The organism is Citrobacter europaeus, assembly GCA_020099315.1.
GTDB lineage: Bacteria > Pseudomonadota > Gammaproteobacteria > Enterobacterales > Enterobacteriaceae > Citrobacter > Citrobacter europaeus.
In genome coordinates, this window is the sequence record CP083650.1 from 4997751 (window position 1) to 5014506 (window position 16756).

At 48.8% G+C, this 16756-nt stretch carries 15 protein-coding genes; 7 read left to right on the forward strand and 8 right to left on the reverse strand.

The window, feature by feature from the left end:
• Positions 1 to 93: 93 nt before the first annotated feature.
• Positions 94 to 360: a hypothetical protein gene (locus tag LA337_23445; protein ID UBI16064.1), complete on the reverse strand. Its 267-nt coding sequence runs from the start codon at positions 358 to 360 to the stop codon at positions 94 to 96.
• Between the two features lie 24 nt (positions 361 to 384).
• Positions 385 to 708 carry a hypothetical protein gene (locus LA337_23450; protein ID UBI18549.1) on the reverse strand — a complete coding sequence of 108 codons (324 nt, stop codon included), beginning with the start codon at positions 706 to 708 and terminating at the stop codon, positions 385 to 387.
• A gap of 337 nt (positions 709 to 1045) precedes the next feature.
• Here LA337_23450 and LA337_23455 point away from each other — a divergent pair, with 337 nt between their 5' ends.
• From LA337_23455 to LA337_23480, 6 genes are all read left to right on the forward strand, one after another.
• Positions 1046 to 2677 (forward strand): hypothetical protein, encoded by a 1632-nt coding sequence (locus tag LA337_23455; protein ID UBI16065.1) that lies wholly within the window; start codon positions 1046 to 1048, stop codon positions 2675 to 2677.
• A gap of 118 nt (positions 2678 to 2795) precedes the next feature.
• Positions 2796 to 3977: an MFS transporter gene (locus LA337_23460; GenBank protein ID UBI16066.1), complete on the forward strand. Its 1182-nt coding sequence runs from the start codon at positions 2796 to 2798 to the stop codon at positions 3975 to 3977.
• The gene (yidZ, locus tag LA337_23465) at positions 3946 to 4905 is read left to right on the forward strand and encodes an HTH-type transcriptional regulator YidZ (protein UBI16067.1); all 960 of its coding nucleotides are present in this window, start codon (positions 3946 to 3948) and stop codon (positions 4903 to 4905) included. The genes LA337_23460 and yidZ overlap by 32 nt, the downstream gene beginning before the upstream one ends.
• Before the next feature lie 166 nt (positions 4906 to 5071).
• Entirely contained in the window at positions 5072 to 5821 is a 750-nt protein-coding gene (locus LA337_23470; GenBank protein UBI16068.1) for a 4'-phosphopantetheinyl transferase superfamily protein, read from the forward strand.
• Between the two features lie 30 nt (positions 5822 to 5851).
• Entirely contained in the window at positions 5852 to 6418 is a 567-nt protein-coding gene (locus tag LA337_23475) for an NAD(P)H-dependent oxidoreductase (protein ID UBI16069.1), read from the forward strand.
• A 217-nt stretch (positions 6419 to 6635) separates the two neighbouring features.
• Positions 6636 to 8096 (forward strand): sigma 54-interacting transcriptional regulator, encoded by a 1461-nt coding sequence (locus LA337_23480; protein ID UBI16070.1) that lies wholly within the window; start codon positions 6636 to 6638, stop codon positions 8094 to 8096.
• A 40-nt stretch (positions 8097 to 8136) separates the two neighbouring features.
• On the opposite strand, the gene LA337_23485 is transcribed toward LA337_23480, so the two are convergent.
• The 5 genes from LA337_23485 to adeP all read right to left on the reverse strand — a co-directional run bounded on the left by LA337_23485 (position 8137) and on the right by adeP (position 15095).
• On the reverse strand, positions 8137 to 9693 hold the full coding sequence (locus LA337_23485) for a thiosulfate reductase cytochrome B subunit (protein ID UBI16071.1): 1557 nt from the start codon (positions 9691 to 9693) through the stop codon (positions 8137 to 8139).
• A gap of 57 nt (positions 9694 to 9750) precedes the next feature.
• Complete coding sequence (locus tag LA337_23490) at positions 9751 to 10164, reverse strand: cytochrome c3 family protein (protein UBI16072.1); 414 nt, start codon at positions 10162 to 10164, stop codon at positions 9751 to 9753.
• Position 10165: 1 nt separating this feature from the next.
• Positions 10166 to 11746, reverse strand: coding sequence for a flavocytochrome c (locus LA337_23495; GenBank protein ID UBI16073.1), 1581 nt, complete (start codon positions 11744 to 11746; stop codon positions 10166 to 10168).
• Positions 11743 to 13449, reverse strand: a complete 1707-nt coding sequence (locus tag LA337_23500; GenBank protein ID UBI16074.1) for an aromatic amino acid lyase — start codon at positions 13447 to 13449, stop codon at positions 11743 to 11745. The genes LA337_23495 and LA337_23500 overlap by 4 nt, the downstream gene beginning before the upstream one ends.
• A gap of 308 nt (positions 13450 to 13757) precedes the next feature.
• The gene (gene adeP / locus LA337_23505) at positions 13758 to 15095 is read right to left on the reverse strand and encodes an adenine permease AdeP (GenBank protein UBI16075.1); all 1338 of its coding nucleotides are present in this window, start codon (positions 15093 to 15095) and stop codon (positions 13758 to 13760) included.
• Between the two features lie 167 nt (positions 15096 to 15262).
• On the opposite strand from adeP, the gene yieH reads away from it, so the two are divergent.
• Positions 15263 to 15928 carry a 6-phosphogluconate phosphatase gene (gene yieH, locus LA337_23510; GenBank protein ID UBI16076.1) on the forward strand — a complete coding sequence of 222 codons (666 nt, stop codon included), beginning with the start codon at positions 15263 to 15265 and terminating at the stop codon, positions 15926 to 15928.
• An 84-nt stretch (positions 15929 to 16012) separates the two neighbouring features.
• Here yieH and phoU read toward each other — a convergent pair whose 3' ends face one another.
• Positions 16013 to 16738 (reverse strand): phosphate signaling complex protein PhoU, encoded by a 726-nt coding sequence (phoU, locus tag LA337_23515; protein UBI18545.1) that lies wholly within the window; start codon positions 16736 to 16738, stop codon positions 16013 to 16015.
• Positions 16739 to 16756 lie beyond the last annotated feature (18 nt).

The following is a 16756-nucleotide window of genomic DNA, read 5'->3' on the forward strand; positions in this document are numbered from 1 at the left end:
TCATTTGAGATCGTGCGTGGGTCGAGAAACGAAAAGCAGGCACAAAAAAAGCGGAGAATCCCTGCTTTTCGGATTCTCCGCGGCTCCAAATGATCAGCATTCCATGGCGTCAGCCCCGCACTCGTCGGTGAGTGCGCGAATTTTAGACTCTGAAATCAACGAGCGCTCACCTGCAAGAAACGATAATTTTTTGTATGACTCAACATCCCCGCCAGTTAACGGTGAGGGGAACGCAATATTGCGCTCGATTAGATCATCGTTAATCGCACTGGCGATAGTGCCGTCGCTAAAACCGGCGCGAGTTAATCGATTAATTTTTTGATAGTTCCACTCGCGTAAACCTGCCGCAACAATACCCATAATTAATTGCCTCCAAATAATGTATTAATCAGTTGATAAGGATTTGGCAACACTGCCGGAGGTGCTGCCTCCAATGACCGCGCCAACCGTGGTGACGACGGCCTTTCCTCCCGCCATACCCAGGCCACCAGAAGCCAGGCTCCCACCGCCTAACGTAGCGAGTCCAGCAGAAGAGGCCGCCGCACCGCTTAAGGTCCCACCGGCCACGCCCAACCCCGCAGCACTCGCCGCTGCGCCTATGGCTGGTGCCATGACCGCTGCCGCGCCACCGGTCGCGACGGTCACCGCCACGACCGCGAGAGACTTGATAGGATTTTCACGAATATAATCAAAGAGATCGCTAAACATATTTATCACCTTTATCAACGTAACGGGCTCATGCCTCGCTGACATCAATGATATTCAACACACCAAATAAATCAAAATAAAAAATAAATTATATAATTTGATGTAAAATAGTATTTATTATAAAAAGAATTCGCATATTTTTATTACTTGCCTTATTTGGTTCAATAAATTATTTTTTATTTGGTATTAGTTTTATATATTGACTTATAAAAAAAGGCTGATAATTTTCAAAGCAGCTTCGAAGAATGTCATGATTGTACCTCCCGGGTTCTCTCTTTTTTCGGCACGGCATTCGCATGTTAATTTTGTGACGAGAGTCACAAAAAATGGAGAATCAATGGCCCTTTCCGATCATCAAAAACAGGTTTTCAGCGATTTTCTCTCTGGCGATCGCCTCCCATTTGCGGATATATACGAGGCGATAAGCGAGCAGTTACTTCTTCTTATCTTTAAAGCTCGCCATCTTTATACCCTTGCCGACTACCGCCATTGGTTTGAAGAACAACATCGCGTCCTCACTGCGCTGCAAGCCCAAAGTGCTAAAATTAATGAGATTTTCAAATCAGATAACTATGTCGTGGGCGCAGAGGAGGAAAAAGAGGCTCCTCTTATGAATGCTCTCGCATTTATGAACCCACTGTATGACGGTTTTGATAAAGGTAACGTCAGCCTGAAGACATGGGGGGAGATGAATCATCCACCTGAGCAACGCAGAGGGGTCTACCAGCATCAGATTACCCTCCGTGAGCAATTTATTCGTGACGATCTGTTTGCCATTTTGACCAGCTGTCAAACCGGTTGCCCCGCCATTCCGACAGAAATGCGGCAGGGCTATTGCCATCAGGATCTTTCCATCGCCCATTCACACGGCAACCTACTATTAGAAAAATTAGATAACTATTTTTCTATCGATAGAGTGGCGATTTTATCCGAGACCGTTTTCCTTCTCATTGCGGATTATCGGCAAAAACACAGCGCACTCCCTCAATGGCTGGCACCCTTCGCGGAGATCTCCGGTGGATTAGCCTTCAGAGGAATACGTGAAAGCTATGATTATAAAACCATCAAGCAACATCTTGAAAAACAGGGTTGTGAACCATTTATTGATAGTGTGATCGCTCAAGAATCAGAACATGATGCTCAGCGTATCCTGAACGTTTATATCGGCGTTTACGCCACTGATATTCACCACTGGCTTTTTGACATCCTGCAGTATTTGAAGACACCGCAGACAACGCCCTATCGCTGGAAATTTACAACCATCTCACCTGATAAAACTCAAAAGGATGAAGAAAAAAAAGAGCATGAGTCCATCGATTGGGATCGCGAATTTTGCCAAATCACGATAGATCGCCATAACCTATTGGAACTCATCCAATCGAACACCCTTTATGACGCAGTGCTTACACTTGCCGATCGCCTGCTGCATATTTATCGCCCCCAGGCAGAGCAAGCATTGCAAAACAAAGATAACGTGGCTTCACTCACCGAGAACGAGCAAAAAATCCACAACTCGAATAGTTTTCTGTTTCCTGAATCAAATCGGCGCTCGTATGAAGAAAACGTGGGCAAAGTGCAAATATTTGAGGCCTGGTACCAACGAAATAAAGTGCTGCTGATCAGCAAGAATATTAAGCGAACGGAAAAAATCACCGTAGCAGAACGGATTGCTGGACTTAAAAGCTATGACCTTAAAATGGGCATCCCTTCCGGCAGTAAAATGAAGGTCAAAGACGGTGTTTACGATACCGCCAAAAACTACAGCTTTGTGAGATTACCCGATAAGTTAAGCAAGATTTCACTACAGCGATATCACTCCAAAGCGAAAGCAATTATCAATACGGAAATTGACACCCTGTTACACGCTCAACAAACTAAAAACGCAGAATTTCCGTTCAACGGTGCGGCCTATGCCATTAAACCCCTTTGGGCAAAATGCGAATACACACTGAATACCGGGAACGAGTGAATCGTTATCGCATCCACAACAGTAATTTCCTTTCAGGAAATTACTGTTGTCCAAATGGCAACTCGTGCAGTTGACTCTATGACCGTATGCTTAGCGCCACATTCCTCATGAGGTCGCTATGACACGCTTTCTAATCTGCAGTTTCGCCCTGGTGTTACTTTATCCCGCCGGTATTGATATGTATCTGGTAGGGCTGCCCCGTATTGCTGCCGATTTACAGGCCAGCGAGGCGCAACTGCATATCGCGTTTTCGGTTTATCTGGCGGGAATGGCGACGGCGATGCTGTTCGCGGGAAAAATTGCCGATCGGTCAGGACGCAAACCCGTCGCTATTGTCGGCGCCCTCATCTTTATTTTCGCCTCTGCGCTGTGTTCATTCGCCGAAAGCGGTACGCCGTTTCTTATTGGCCGCTTTATTCAGGGCACAGGCGCAGGTTGCTGCTATGTGGTGGCCTTCGCTATTCTGCGCGATACGCTCGACGATCGCCGCCGGGCGAAGGTACTGTCGCTGTTGAACGGAATTACCTGTATTGTGCCGGTGCTGGCTCCAGTGATGGGGCATCTGATCATGCTCAAATACCCGTGGCAGAGCCTGTTCTACACGATGATCGGTATGGGGGTGGCTGTTTGCCTGCTGTCGGTGTTTGTCCTGCGAGAATCGCGCCCAGCGATGCTCCCGCCCTCTGCGGAAAAGAATCATCTGTCCGAATCTCTGGTTAACCGCTTTTTCTTAAGCCGCCTGGCTATTACCACCCTCAGCGTGTCGGTGATCCTGACCTTCGTGAATACCTCCCCAGTGCTGTTGATGGAAGTGATGGGCTTCGACCGCGGCGAGTACGCCACCACCATGGCCATGACCGCAGGCATCAGCATGGCTGTCTCTTTCTCCACACCATTCGCTCTGAGCGTGTTTAAGCCTCGCGTTCTGATGTTGACCTCGCAGGTGCTGTTTCTGTGTGCAGGTGTGGTGTTAACCCTTGCCGCCTCACACGCAGTAACGCTGTTTGGGCTGACTTTAATCTGCGCGGGGTTCTCGGTTGGTTTTGGTGTCGCCATGAGCCAGGCACTGGGTCCGTTCTCGCTGCGCGCGGGCGTTGCCAGCTCGGCGTTAGGTATTGCGCAGGTTTGCGGTTCCTCGCTGTGGATTTGGCTGGCGGCGGTGCTCGGCCTTGATGCGTTGAATATGCTGATCGGGATTCTGATTGGCTGTAGCATAGTGAGTATCATGCTGATTATCACTGTTGCACCTAACCGGTCCGCGCCAACTCATGAAGAAATCCCTCAGCAGTCTCGATCTTAATTTATTACTCTGCCTGCAGCTGTTGATGCAGGAGCGCAGCGTCACCAAAACCGCCAAACGGATGAACGTCACGCCGTCGGCGGTGAGTAAATCGTTGTCGAAGTTAAGGGCCTGGTTTGACGATCCGCTGTTTGTAAACACCCCGCTGGGGCTAACGCCAACGCCGCTGATGGTCAGCATGGAACAGAACCTGGCAGAGTGGATGCAGATGAGCAACCAGTTGCTGGATAAGCCACACCATGAAGCGCCGCGCGGGCTAAAGTTTGATCTGGTGGCCGAAACGCCGCTGGTGATGATCATGTTCAACGCGCTTTCCAGGCAGATTTATCAGCGTTATCCTCAGGCGACGATCAAAATTCGCAACTGGGACTATGATTCGCTGGATGCGATTATTCGCGGCGAAGTGGATATCGGTTTTACCGGGCGTGAAAGCCATCCACGCTCGCGTGAACTGTTAAGTTTATTGCCGCTGTCGATCGACCATGAAGTGCTGTTTTCCGATCTGCCCTGCGTCTGGCTACGTGAAGATCATCCCGCACTGCAGGAAGAGTGGAATCTGGACACTTTTCTGCGCTATCCGCACATCAGCATTAGCTGGGAGCAAAGCGATACCTGGGCGTTGGATGAAGTACTGCAAGAGATGGGGCGCGCGCGCAATATCGCGTTATGTCTGCCCGGTTTTGAGCAATCGCTGTTCATGGCCGCCCAGCCGGAACACGCGCTGATAGCCACAGCTCCGGTTTATTGCCAGCGTTATAACCAACTCCACCAGCTTCCGCTGGTGGCGCGCCCAATGCCTTTTGATGCCGCGCAGTTGGAAAAAATGCGCGTACCCTTCACCCTTCTTTGGCATAAACGTAACAGTCATAATCCTAAGATCGTCTGGTTGAAAGACACGATCAAGGCGCTTTATCGCGATATGTCCTGACGATCCGCCGCCACTTTGTTGCTGAATCGACTATTCTGGCAACAGAAATGTAAATATCGCGTAATGTATTCCATTTCAGCTTACTTTTTGGGCAGCAAAGCCTGCCTGGAAGGCGCGTAAATGTTACTCTGGTAATTATCACGGACCATTACTCACGGAGCGACAAATGGCGACACATTTTGCCAGAGGGATTCTTACGGAGGGACACCTGGTTTCAGCTCGCCTCCCTTCTCCATGTCATATCGAAGCAAGAGATCTACCCGTTCATCGCCGAACACGTTTCCTGGCTTCCCGAAGTCTTCTCGCCGAACTGATGTTTATGCTTTACGGCACCAGCACGCTGCCCGAGATTGTTACTCAGGCCAAAGGAAAACCCGTTTTTCGCGATACGAACCTGCCGGGGTTTTCGATTTCTTATGCCGGGAATATCGTCGGCGTTGCGCTAACGACGGAAGGAACGTGCGGCCTGGATTTGGAGCTTCAGCGGGCTACCCGCGGCTTTCACAATCCGAATTCAGCGGAAACCTGGCGCTTCTCCAGCAACGAAAATCTGTGGATCAACAATCAAAACGACCCCAACGAAGCACGCGCGCAGCTCATTACGTTGCGCCAGAGCGTACTCAAACTCACCGGCGATGTGTGCAATGACGACCCGCGCGAACTCCAGCTTTTACCCGGTGCAGGACGTCTGAAATGTGCCCACGTTGCGCAGGTTGAAGCCATTTGCGATGCGGAAGATGTGCTGGTGTGGTCGGTTGCGGTTACGCCAACCATTGAAAAACTCAAGGTTTGGGAGTTTGATGGTAAACAGGACTGGAAAAGTTTGCCGGATATCCAGACTCGCGCCAATGAGCCTACGGGTCGTCTGATTCGATTCTCTCAATTATGCGCAGCGAAGAGCTATACGCTTAGCTGATTTAACCTTCATGATGAAACAGGAGTTACCATGTCTGAAACATTGAATGTTGTTACGTTACTGGGAAGTCTGCGCAAAGGTTCGTTTAATGGAATGGTTGCCCGTACGCTGCCTAAGATTGCTCCAGCGGGCATGGAAGTGAACGCGTTACCATCGATTGGTGATATCCCACTGTACGATGCCGATCTCCAGCAGGAAGAAGGTTTTCCGGCAAGCGTAGAAGCGCTGGCAGAGCAAATCAGGAAGGCTGACGGTGTTGTCATCGTGACGCCGGAATATAACTATTCAGTACCCGGCGGACTGAAGAACGCTATCGACTGGCTGTCTCGTCTGCCGGATCAGCCGTTATCGGGCAAACCAGTGCTGATTCAGACCAGCTCCATGGGCGCCATTGGCGGCGCGCGCTGCCAGTACCATCTGCGTCAGATCCTGGTGTTCCTTGACGCCATGGTTATGAACAAGCCTGAATTTATGGGCGGCGTCATTCAGAACAAAGTTGACCCGCAGACGGGCGAAGTGATCGACCAAAGTACGCTGGACCATCTGACCGGTCAGCTGACCGCATTTGGTGACTACATTCAGCGCGTGAAAGCGTAAAAGAAAATTTGCTTCGTACTCTTAAATAATCCAGTAAGTGTCTATGCTTCTGGATTATTTTCTTATTTCCGTAAACCAATCCAATAACTCACTTTTGTCTATTTTTTCTCCTTCACTATTGTGGCATAGTGTTACCAGACATTGCAGTTGCAATTATACCAATAAATATTTCTAATATTTTCCCGACATTTTGTCTACCGTGAACAATGGATATGCCATGGACAGGACATTTTCACATCTCAGGACCGCTTTATGTAGCAGTACACAATTGGAGAAATCCATGTATGCTTGCCTACAATCGATACCAGATTCAATAGTTTGTGACGGTATTTTCTTTAACTACTACCGTAGTGATATTCGTTGCATCCAGTTTTTAGCATTGGCGACGCATAAAACGGCACGATTGAAAAGGGATGTCATCCCCATTCCTGAAAACATTGCCCGACAATTCAATCACTCAGATAATTTTTCTACTCAGGTTATCGACAATCTGAGCCAATGCCCGTTGACTGAATATGTGGTTAGTACCTGCTTTCGTAATATCAAATCGCTTATCCTGATGCGCATGCATTTGGATGGTTTACGACTTGGTGCAATGGGTATATTTAGCCACCATGCAAATGCCTTTACACCTCAACATGCTGAATTATTTGAATCTGTGAGAGGAGAGCTCTCATTACTGGCTTTTATTGCCTTGTCACGACAAAATCTTTTAGTGAATAATACTCCAGTTCCACTATCAGAACTTCCTGTCCCAGAAGAGAATGAAAAATTTATCATCAGTCAAACCAATTCCCATCTGTATCAGTTATATAGGTCGCTGGATAAATTAGCAAATAGTGAGCAACCTATTTTACTACTGGGCGAGGAAGGTGTAGGAAAAACAACACTAGCCTCAGAACTTCAACAACGAAAAACCAACCGTAGTGGTTATTATGGATTGATAACACCTCAAGGCCAGTTGGTTATTATGAGAAGTGGGGTTGTAGATAGAACAATAAACATAGACTTGAATAAAACACCTAATATGGCTATGTTTTTGATATTACATCAAGGTTCTTTACTAGTAAAAGAAATAAAGTCATTTCCCGAGCGCTGGCAAACTTTTCTACTCGCACTCCATGCAAGCTATCGCGAGTATTGCCAGTTGCAGATTATTGCTACGCAAACACAACCATTTTCAATGGTACAAAACTCCGGTATCTACGATATATCTAAAGGCCATCTGACAAATCAACGGTATGCTAACATTCTCTGCCAGATAATCACCTTACCGCCCCTACGGTATCGCCATGATGACATCCCTCTGTTGTTAACACATTATTTAAGGAAATTATCAGGTCAACATAAATACCATACTCTACCAGTGTTAGGGGATGATGCTCTACGATTATTATTGCAATATAACTGGCCGGGCAACATCACAGAATTAATTGGATTATTAGAGAATGCGTTCTTCCGTTGCCCAGCTAATGAATTGAATATTATTATCCCCCGAGAGAGGAATACTTTGTCAATCAGCACGCTTGATGAGGCTATACGCCAGCACATTCAAAAGGCATTAAAACAGACAGGGGGAAGAATATCAGGTAAAGATGGGGCCGCAGAACTACTCGGTGTCAACAGTAACACCCTCTACAGCAAAATAAAAAAGCTGGGCATAGTTGTTAAAGATTAATCCCCTTCCCCTGGTATGGGAAAGGGGAGAATTTTCATTACTACAGTTTTTTGGAACGATGGAAACCGTCAATCATACCTTTAATTAGTGATCCTGGCTTATCTCCTGTACTGCATAAATAAAGATGCACGATGATAAAGGCTATCATAACCACAGCCAGACCATAATGGAGCCAGGCCACAACCTGCTTACCCGGCAACGAAAATAGCGTTTCGGGAGTAAGATCAGAATACATCATGAATAATCCGGTCACTATCAACGACGGCAACAACAAAAACATCACGCCAATATAGCCAAGTTGTTGGAGGATATTGAATTTAGCCTCTGGCGATGCTTGCTCTGGATGGGATTCGCCACGAAAAATACCGTATAGATAATAACGTGTCTGCCGGGTAAACCGCCCCATAAAACCTTGCCAGCTTACTCGATAATGATGCCCGTTACCGCATATCGCCACCAGGATGAAGCCCAGCCAAATAATACATAACGATACACCAGCAATATTATGCACATCGACCCAAAGTGAGAATTGCGCACTTACCCAGTGTAGTGCAAAACCACTAACGATCAGTGCAGTAAAGCAGAGCGCATTCAGCCAGTGCCAGCAACGGACAGGAAGCGTATAAAGATAATGTTTATCCATCGACATATCGATAGCGCGGTGAGACAAGATGATTCGTCCCAAACCATGGCAGATTAACAAAGCGACAAGGCCGCCCAATCCCCAGGCCACCAGACTATCCGCCTGCCCACTGCCATTATTACCAATCATGTAGGTATTGGTAAACAAAGCACCATCAACCTGGCGAACGACCGGTGGTAACGTTGATACCGTCGCGAGTTTTTCCCTCAGCACACTTTCATCAAAGAGCCCTTTCCCTAAAAGACTTCCAGCCAGTGCATTTTCATCCGGCGCGAACGTTTTCAGTCGGCTCGTCAGCAACGCGCTATCTCCATGACACTGTTCACAACTGACAGCTTGCGAGGCAGGCAGAATTCGATGCAGGGTGGTATCGGCTATATCAGCATGACAATCAATGCAGCGTAAACTGTTGAGATGCTCAGAAGCATAAGGGAGCGCCGAGTGCGCCAGATTCTGAGTAGTTGAGGTTTTTCCCCCTGACAACTGCGTAAAGACCCCCGCCCGCGAATGACAGTTCGTACACATTAAATTGTCGTCAGCAACCCGTTGTTTACCCGGATGATTTAGTTCTCCAGCAGTCATGGTGTGTGCGTTATGGCACGAGGTACAGGTGAACTCGCCATTGGCAATCTTTTCACTATGCACACTCTGCTGTACGGCATGTACCGTATCGCGCATGACTACGCCATGACAGCTTTCACAACTCTTCTCTGCTCCTGCTTTTAAAACATGAGGGGTAACTGAAAATCCCTCGCTTCCGGGTTTACTCTGATGACAAGCGATACATGGCACCTCGCCATGCACGCTATCGTGATACTTATCTGGTGAAACGAATAAATTATCCTGCACTTTATCCGTCGATATGCCCTGGATATCTCCGTCTGCGTGACATGCCAGACAAGGTTGATTGAGTTGTTGTGTCGGAATTGGCGCAGAAAATCCCGACAGCGGCATCCCCCCTGACAGTAGAAAAAAAGAAGCCTCTTATTAAGAATCCGCGCATGATTTCCCTCATGGCTTCATATCCGGATATTTAAATAGATGGCAATTATTACAATAAATTACCGAGGGTTTATGCTCGTTATGACAAGCAGTACAAGGAACATCTTTTCCGTAATGCATTGAGTCATGCGGGTTAGGCTCAGCATTTTTATCTTGTGGATTAGGTTGCGTTAATTCGGCAACCTGATCGCGTGAACCGTGACAACTAAGGCACGACTTATCATTGGGTGCCGCAACTGGCGTACTGGCGCCATGGCACAACTGACATGATGTATCTCGTCCGGTTGCCTCCAGCGAATGGTGATAAGGCTTAACGGTCATTGTGTTCAGTTGCTGATGAAAAGCAGCCTCATCATCCGCCGCAGCTGTAACCTGGGAAAAACCACCAATAAGCAGCAACAGGGCTATCCATAACTTTGCCATGTTAAATTCCCTCAACATCAAATACATCACCCACTGCGCTCGAAGAAGCAACGCTGGCGCCTGCAATCCGACCAAAAACCAGACAATCAGCCACAGCACAACTACCAAGACGACTTCCACCATGTGAACCTGCAGTTGCTTCTCCGGCAGCATACAGACCTGGGATCGGCTTACTATCAGCAGCGTTAAGTACCTCTGTCCGCATATTTATCTGTACTCCACCCATGATGTAGTGCACTTTTGGCCACACACGTACGGCGACAAATGGTCCTTTATCCAGTGGAACTGCACGACTCACATCTTTCTTCATGCGATCGCCCCCCTTACGGGCTACGGCGGCATTGTAGGTATCTACTTCTTCTGTCAGCACGTCGTAAGGTATACCGAAATGCGCAGCCAACAACTCCAGGGAGTCAAATTGCCAGGCCACGCCATAGTGCAGGGCATGCCCCAGGCTTTGTGCCTGTTTTGCGCCTTCCAGGGTGGTAAAACAGATGGGATAAAGTGGATCTCCCTTTTCATCGACTTGTGCCAAAATCCCTTCTTCACGCTCTTTACGATCGGCAAGTTCGTTTGTGAAGCGATGGCCAGTACGTGGGTTAACCATGATTCCATTAGGAAAACCGGAGATAGTATTGAACTGCGATACGTAACCAAATCCGCGTTCGTCTGGTGAAGACCAGGGGCCTAGCTGAATAAGGTCAAGTTGTACTGGTGTTGCGCCAATACGTAGCATTTGCACCAGACATTCCGACGTCGCACCAGGATGGTTTGTGGAGTCGACACGCTCATCCAGCATGGGGTTTTGCATTTTACGAAAACGTAAATCGTTAGAAAAACCGCCAGAACACATCACCACGCCGTATCGTGCGCCGTAGTGCCTTATCTGACCCGTCTGTTCATCAGGGAAACGATACCCATCACGAACAGTCAGACCAACCACTCGCCCCTCGCCGTTTAGTCGGAAAGATTCCAGCTTGCATCGTGAACGAAAAACAACCCCCATTTTTGCAGCAGACTCTTTCAGGGGCCGGGTGATACCAGCCCCTGAGCTCTCGACAGTTTGCAGCGTACGGGGAACCGAGTGACCGCCAAAATGCTGGACAAACGGTTTATATTTCACGCCATGTTGCAGGGTAAACTCATAGGCAGCCATGGTATTACTGACCAAAATTTTCAGTTGATCTTTATCATTAAGCCCCCGCCCGGCTTTAAGCATGTCTTTAAACATCAGCTCAGGAGAGTCAACTATCCCCTCTTTTTCCTGCAACGGAGAACCCGCAACCGCAACGGCACCACCGTTAATCGCAGAGTTACCGCCAAAAACCGGCATTTTATCGATCACCAGTACACTGCGGCCTGCCTGGGCCGCTTCGAGCGCAGCAGCTAACCCAGCAAAACCACTTCCCACCACAATCACATCGTAAATTTTATGGTAACGAACCGCCGTTGCCTGACAGCTGCTCAGCTGTGCTCGCGCACTCCCCGCCAGCGCCGTCAGCGCACCTCCCGTCGCCAGAATGGTGCTTTTCGTTAAAAAGGCCCGCCGCGATGCATTAACGGTTTTTTTCATTTTCGTCATTTGCTCCCTGCTTGCGTATTAACCAGGGTCCCGGCAGGAAACGATGCGACTAATGCAGAGGAATCTGCAATGTTGTCGCTGAAAATCCGATCCTGCGAAACAAACGGTACTTTTTCCCGATAAGCGGCAAAAAGTTTGCCTGTCATCTCTCCCAACTTCAGGTCAGGATTTTTTTGTTTTCTTAGATCGATAGCCTGGCTGGCATGCAACAATTCCAGACCATAAATGCTACGCATATCATCAGCGATCTGATTCAAGCGTTTGGACGCCCGGAGATTATTGGTATAGGTATCTTCAATCGTGCCCGCCATCGGTTGGCCATCAAGGGATACCGGATTAACCAGGTCGCGAATATCAGCCAGTAGCGCAACCTGTGGCTTCTGAATTGCCCCAAAAGCATGTCCTTGTTGATTGGTGTCAGAAGCAAGGAAGCGACTCAATCCAGTGAAATGCTCGTCAGATAAATGCAAAGTGCGCTGTACGCTGTTATGCGCCAAATGCCCCATCGCTAAAGACAGATTCTGAATTGCCAGCGCCAGAGGCAGAGGTTCAAAATTAGAGGTTGGGAAAATCGCGCCGCTGAGGGTTTCGCCATTGGCCTCTTTTTCGCTCACGAAGTACTGCTCAACCTGGCTATTTTCCGCCAACGAACGATCGGCATTTACGATCACCGCCGGATTGTCATCAGAGCTGTTCATCTGAATTTCCAGCATTTGCCAGGCTTCATTCCACTCGCGACGTGCTTCATTAAGAACAAATACTGTCGTACGGAAAGAGAGCGGATCTTGTAAAGGTCGTCCATCCTGATGCTGCCAAAGATAAGAACCGGTTAGTACATTACGAATACTTCCGGCAGTATCCTGAATTCCAGGGAAAGGCCGCACACTTAAGCTTTGGTACAAGAATGGGGCAACATTGCCATCAAGCGCCTCCAGAGATAAACCATAGACCACAGGTGTAACGTTTATGATCTGGCGGGATTCCAGTAAGGCCTGAGCGGAGTAGGCTGTTGATATCGCATTTGAAGAGAGAATTGAGAGAGCATCTTTACCAAGCGGTTCCAGCTTTTCAATGCCCGCCTGTTTCAGGGCTTTCGCTGAATCCATCTCGACGCCTTTCACACGAACACGCCACTCACCAATCATTACGTCGCCAATATGTGATGCAAGCGTTATATCAGCTTCACCAACGGAACCGCGCGAGGGCACGACGGGAGTAATATGCTTATTGAGGAACTGCTGATACAGTTTGGCTACCTGCGGTTGGGCTCCTGTATTTCCCGTCAACATCGTATTAAGGCGGATCACCATCGCCAGACGAACCAATTCATCCGGCATATCGGGCCCAACACCTGCTGCGTGTGCATGCAGAGCGTTGATATTAAATTCACGTGAGGCCTGAATAACTTCCGGCGTCAATTTTCCATGCGCATCGAACAATGATTTATCTTTGTTGAGACCGACACCTACCGTCAGCCCGTAAACAGGAACCCCTTTACCGGCAGCAATCATCAAAAGTTTGTTCGCTTTATCGACGCGATCCATTGCAGTTGAAGCGATGTCGACTTGTTTTTCTCCTTGAGCGATGGCCCAGGCATCATCCAGTGTCAATGAATGACCATCCAGCGTTACGCTGGTAGCCGAATACGCGAATAACGGAAAAAACAGGGAGACGCAGAACGTCGCAATGACAGTCTTCTTCATTTCTAAACTCCTTTTAATAGAGATAAGAAACAGTAACGAAAAAAGCCTGTGCGAAAGTTGAAATAGCCCCTGCATTTATTAAGGCTATTTTTGATATTTCAAAAAAATCAAAATGAAAACATTTCAATTTATTAACAGATAATTCACCAGATGAAGCAACAGTTCACGGCTAGCAAATCACAATGAAGGACGGTGAATAAATCACTTAAGACTTTTGATTGAAGAGAGATAATTTGCAGGTCTGACAGGAGATGAGTGATAAAAAATTATGCTTCAGCCTTAAATCATAAGACTGAAGCATGTGTACATTAATGCGCGTCGATAAACACAATCTTCAGCACAAACAGCAGCGCGACAACAATGACGCACGGGCTGAGATCGCGGAAACGTCCGGTACCGATTTTCATCACACAGTAGGAAATAAAGCCCAGCGCGATACCTTCGGTAATCGAGAAGCTAAACGGCATCATCACGGCGGTAATAAACGCCGGAACTGCTTCTGTCAGGTCATCCCACTTCACGCGCGACAGGCTTGATGTCATCAGCACACCAACATAAATCAGCGCACCTGCGGCAGCATAGCCCGGCACCATTCCCGCCAGCGGCGACAGGAAGATAACCAGCAGGAACAGCAAGCCAACAACTACCGCTGTCAGGCCAGTACGTCCACCGACAGAAACCCCGGAAGAAGACTCAATATACGCGGTAACGGAAGACGTCCCGATAAACGCGCCGGTAACAGACGACACGCTATCCACATACAACGCCTGCTTCATGCGCGGGAACTTGCCCTTCGCATCCGCCAGACCAGCTTTATCCGTGACGCCAATCAACGTACCGGAGGAGTCGAACAGGTTGACCAGCATGAACGAGAAAATTACACCCGCCAGGCCAATGTTAAACGAACCAGCCAGATCAACATGTCCGATAACAGACATTACGCTCGGCGGCGCTGAGACGATTCCGTTGTAATGAACATCGCCCAGCATCCAGCCCAGCAGCGTGGTCACAATGATGGAGATCAGCACCGCCGCATGAATATTACGTGACGCCAGAATCGCGATGATAAAGAAGCCCAGAATGCCGAGCAGTACGCTGTGGGAGGTCAGGTTGCCGATGGACACCAGGGTGTCTTTGTTCGCCACGATAACGCCGGCGTTTTTCAGCCCCATCATGCCGATGAACAGACCAATACCGCTGGTGATCCCCACGCGCAGGCTAACCGGGATATTGGCTATCATCCAGTAACGTACGCGGAAAATGGTCAGCAGCAGCAGACCTACCGCACCCCAGAAGATAGCCCCCATACCGATCTGCCATGACAGGCCCATGGCGCCAACGACCACGAAAGCAAAGAATGCGTTCAGGCCCATAGCTGGCGCTAGTGCGACCGGCAGGTTGGCAAATAGCCCCATCAGGATGCTACCAAATGCAGCAATAAGGCAGGTGGTAACAAAGACGGCGCTGGTATCCATGCCAGCCACGCCAAGAATTTGCGGGTTAACAAAAACGATATAAACCATCGTCAGGAAGGTGGTTAAACCGGCGATCACTTCGGTCCGTGCCGTCGTGCCATGTTCGTGCAGTTTGAACACGCGTTCCAGCATCCCCTGGCCAGAAGCCTGGGTTGTGTGTTGTTGACTCATTATCAATTTCCGAACAAGGAGGGAAAATTCGTCGCTATCCTATACCAAAATGCGACAATAGGGTTGGGTTATGAGCAACTTTTTTCATTGATTTTGCTTATACGGCAACGATTGCGTTGCCTAATAATGCATTACGAAAACGTTAAACTTGTTAAAACGGAAATGACATGTCCCAGATAGAAGCCGTATTTTTTGACTGTGATGGTACCCTTGTCGACAGTGAAGTGATTTGTTCTCGCGCGTATGTCAGCATGTTCCAGGCGTTCGGCATTACGCTCGATCTTGAAGAAACGTTCAAACGCTTCAAAGGGGTAAAGCTGTACGAGATCATCGACATTATCAACGAAGAGCACGGTGTCGAACTGGCAAAAGCCGATTTAGAACCGGTCTACCGCGCTGAGGTCGCACGTCTGTTCGATACGGAACTGGAGGTGATCGCTGGCGCTAATGTGCTACTGGACAGTATGACGGTGCCCATGTGCGTAGTGTCCAACGGTCCGGTCAGCAAAATGCAGCATTCACTGGGTAAACTGGGCATGTTGCACCATTTCCCTGATTTACTGTTCAGCGGATACGATATTCAGCGCTGGAAGCCCGATCCGGCCCTGATGTTCCATGCGGCGAAAGCGATGGACGTTAACGTTGAGAACTGCATTCTGGTCGATGATTCCAGTGCAGGCGCGCAGGCGGGGGTTGCTGCGGGAATGGAAGTGTTCTATTTCTGCGCCGATCCGCACAACAAACCGATCGATCATCCAAAAGTCACGACGTTTACCGATCTGGCACAGTTGCCGGAATTGTGGAAAGCGCGGGGTTGGGATATTACCCGGTAATTTTTTGTAGGCCCGGTAAGCTTACGCCACCGGGCAATTGCCGGATGGCACTGACGCTTATCCGGCCTACTTTCTGCGTTTTTATCACTCTTTCGGATCTTTGCCCGCCAGCAGCTTATCCAGCTCATCGCCGCCCACATGACGGAAGTCCTGTCCCTTCACGAAGTAGAAGATGTATTCGCAGATATTCTGGCAGCGGTCACCGATACGCTCGATGGAACGGGCGCAGAACAGCGCGGTCAGCACGCTTGGAATGGTACGTGGATCTTCCATCATGTAGGTCATCAGCTGACGCACGATGCCTTCATATTCCTGGTCGACTTTCTTATCTTCGCGATAAATACGTACCGCTTCGTCGAGATCCATACGCGCAAACGCATCCAGCACGTCATGCAGCATTTGTACGGTGTGGCGGCCCAGTGACTCCAGGCTTACCAGCAGCGGTTGATGCTGTTGCGAGAATTTCTCCAGCGCGGTGCGGCAGATTTTGTCCGCCACGTCGCCAATACGTTCCAGCTCAGCAATGGTTTTGATTATTGCCATCACCAGACGCAGATCGCTGGCGGTCGGCTGACGCTTGGCGATGATACGTACGCAGGCTTCGTCGATCGCCACTTCCATCATGTTGACGTTCTTATCGCCTTCAATGACGCGCTTCGCCAGCTCACTGTCCTGGTTATGCATGGCGGTAATCGCATCAGAAAGCTGCTGCTCGACCATGCCGCCCATGGTCATCACCTGGGTACGGATGCTTTCCAGCTCTGCATTGAACTGGCCGGAAATATGTTTGTTAAGGTTTAAATTGTCCATCATTTCTCCAGATGCCCG

Bases quoted from the DNA above. Each gene is read 5' to 3' on its own strand.
- LA337_23485 (UBI16071.1), bottom strand. From the start codon at position 9,693: ATGCCGCTGTCGGGATTTTCTGCGCCAATTCCGACACAACAACTCAAT.
- LA337_23450 (UBI18549.1), bottom strand. From the start codon at position 708: ATGTTTAGCGATCTCTTTGATTATATTCGTGAAAATCCTATCAAGTCT.
- adeP (UBI16075.1), bottom strand. From the start codon at position 15,095: ATGAGTCAACAACACACAACCCAGGCTTCTGGCCAGGGGATGCTGGAA.
- yidZ (UBI16067.1), top strand. From the start codon at position 3,946: ATGAAGAAATCCCTCAGCAGTCTCGATCTTAATTTATTACTCTGCCTG.
- LA337_23500 (UBI16074.1), bottom strand. From the start codon at position 13,449: ATGAAGAAGACTGTCATTGCGACGTTCTGCGTCTCCCTGTTTTTTCCG.
- LA337_23475 (UBI16069.1), top strand. From the start codon at position 5,852: ATGTCTGAAACATTGAATGTTGTTACGTTACTGGGAAGTCTGCGCAAA.
- yieH (UBI16076.1), top strand. From the start codon at position 15,263: ATGTCCCAGATAGAAGCCGTATTTTTTGACTGTGATGGTACCCTTGTC.
- LA337_23445 (UBI16064.1), bottom strand. From the start codon at position 360: ATGGGTATTGTTGCGGCAGGTTTACGCGAGTGGAACTATCAAAAAATT.
- LA337_23470 (UBI16068.1), top strand. From the start codon at position 5,072: ATGGCGACACATTTTGCCAGAGGGATTCTTACGGAGGGACACCTGGTT.
- LA337_23495 (UBI16073.1), bottom strand. From the start codon at position 11,746: ATGACGAAAATGAAAAAAACCGTTAATGCATCGCGGCGGGCCTTTTTA.
- LA337_23480 (UBI16070.1), top strand. From the start codon at position 6,636: ATGGACAGGACATTTTCACATCTCAGGACCGCTTTATGTAGCAGTACA.
- phoU (UBI18545.1), bottom strand. From the start codon at position 16,738: ATGGACAATTTAAACCTTAACAAACATATTTCCGGCCAGTTCAATGCA.
- LA337_23455 (UBI16065.1), top strand. From the start codon at position 1,046: ATGGCCCTTTCCGATCATCAAAAACAGGTTTTCAGCGATTTTCTCTCT.
- LA337_23490 (UBI16072.1), bottom strand. From the start codon at position 10,164: ATGGCAAAGTTATGGATAGCCCTGTTGCTGCTTATTGGTGGTTTTTCC.
- LA337_23460 (UBI16066.1), top strand. From the start codon at position 2,796: ATGACACGCTTTCTAATCTGCAGTTTCGCCCTGGTGTTACTTTATCCC.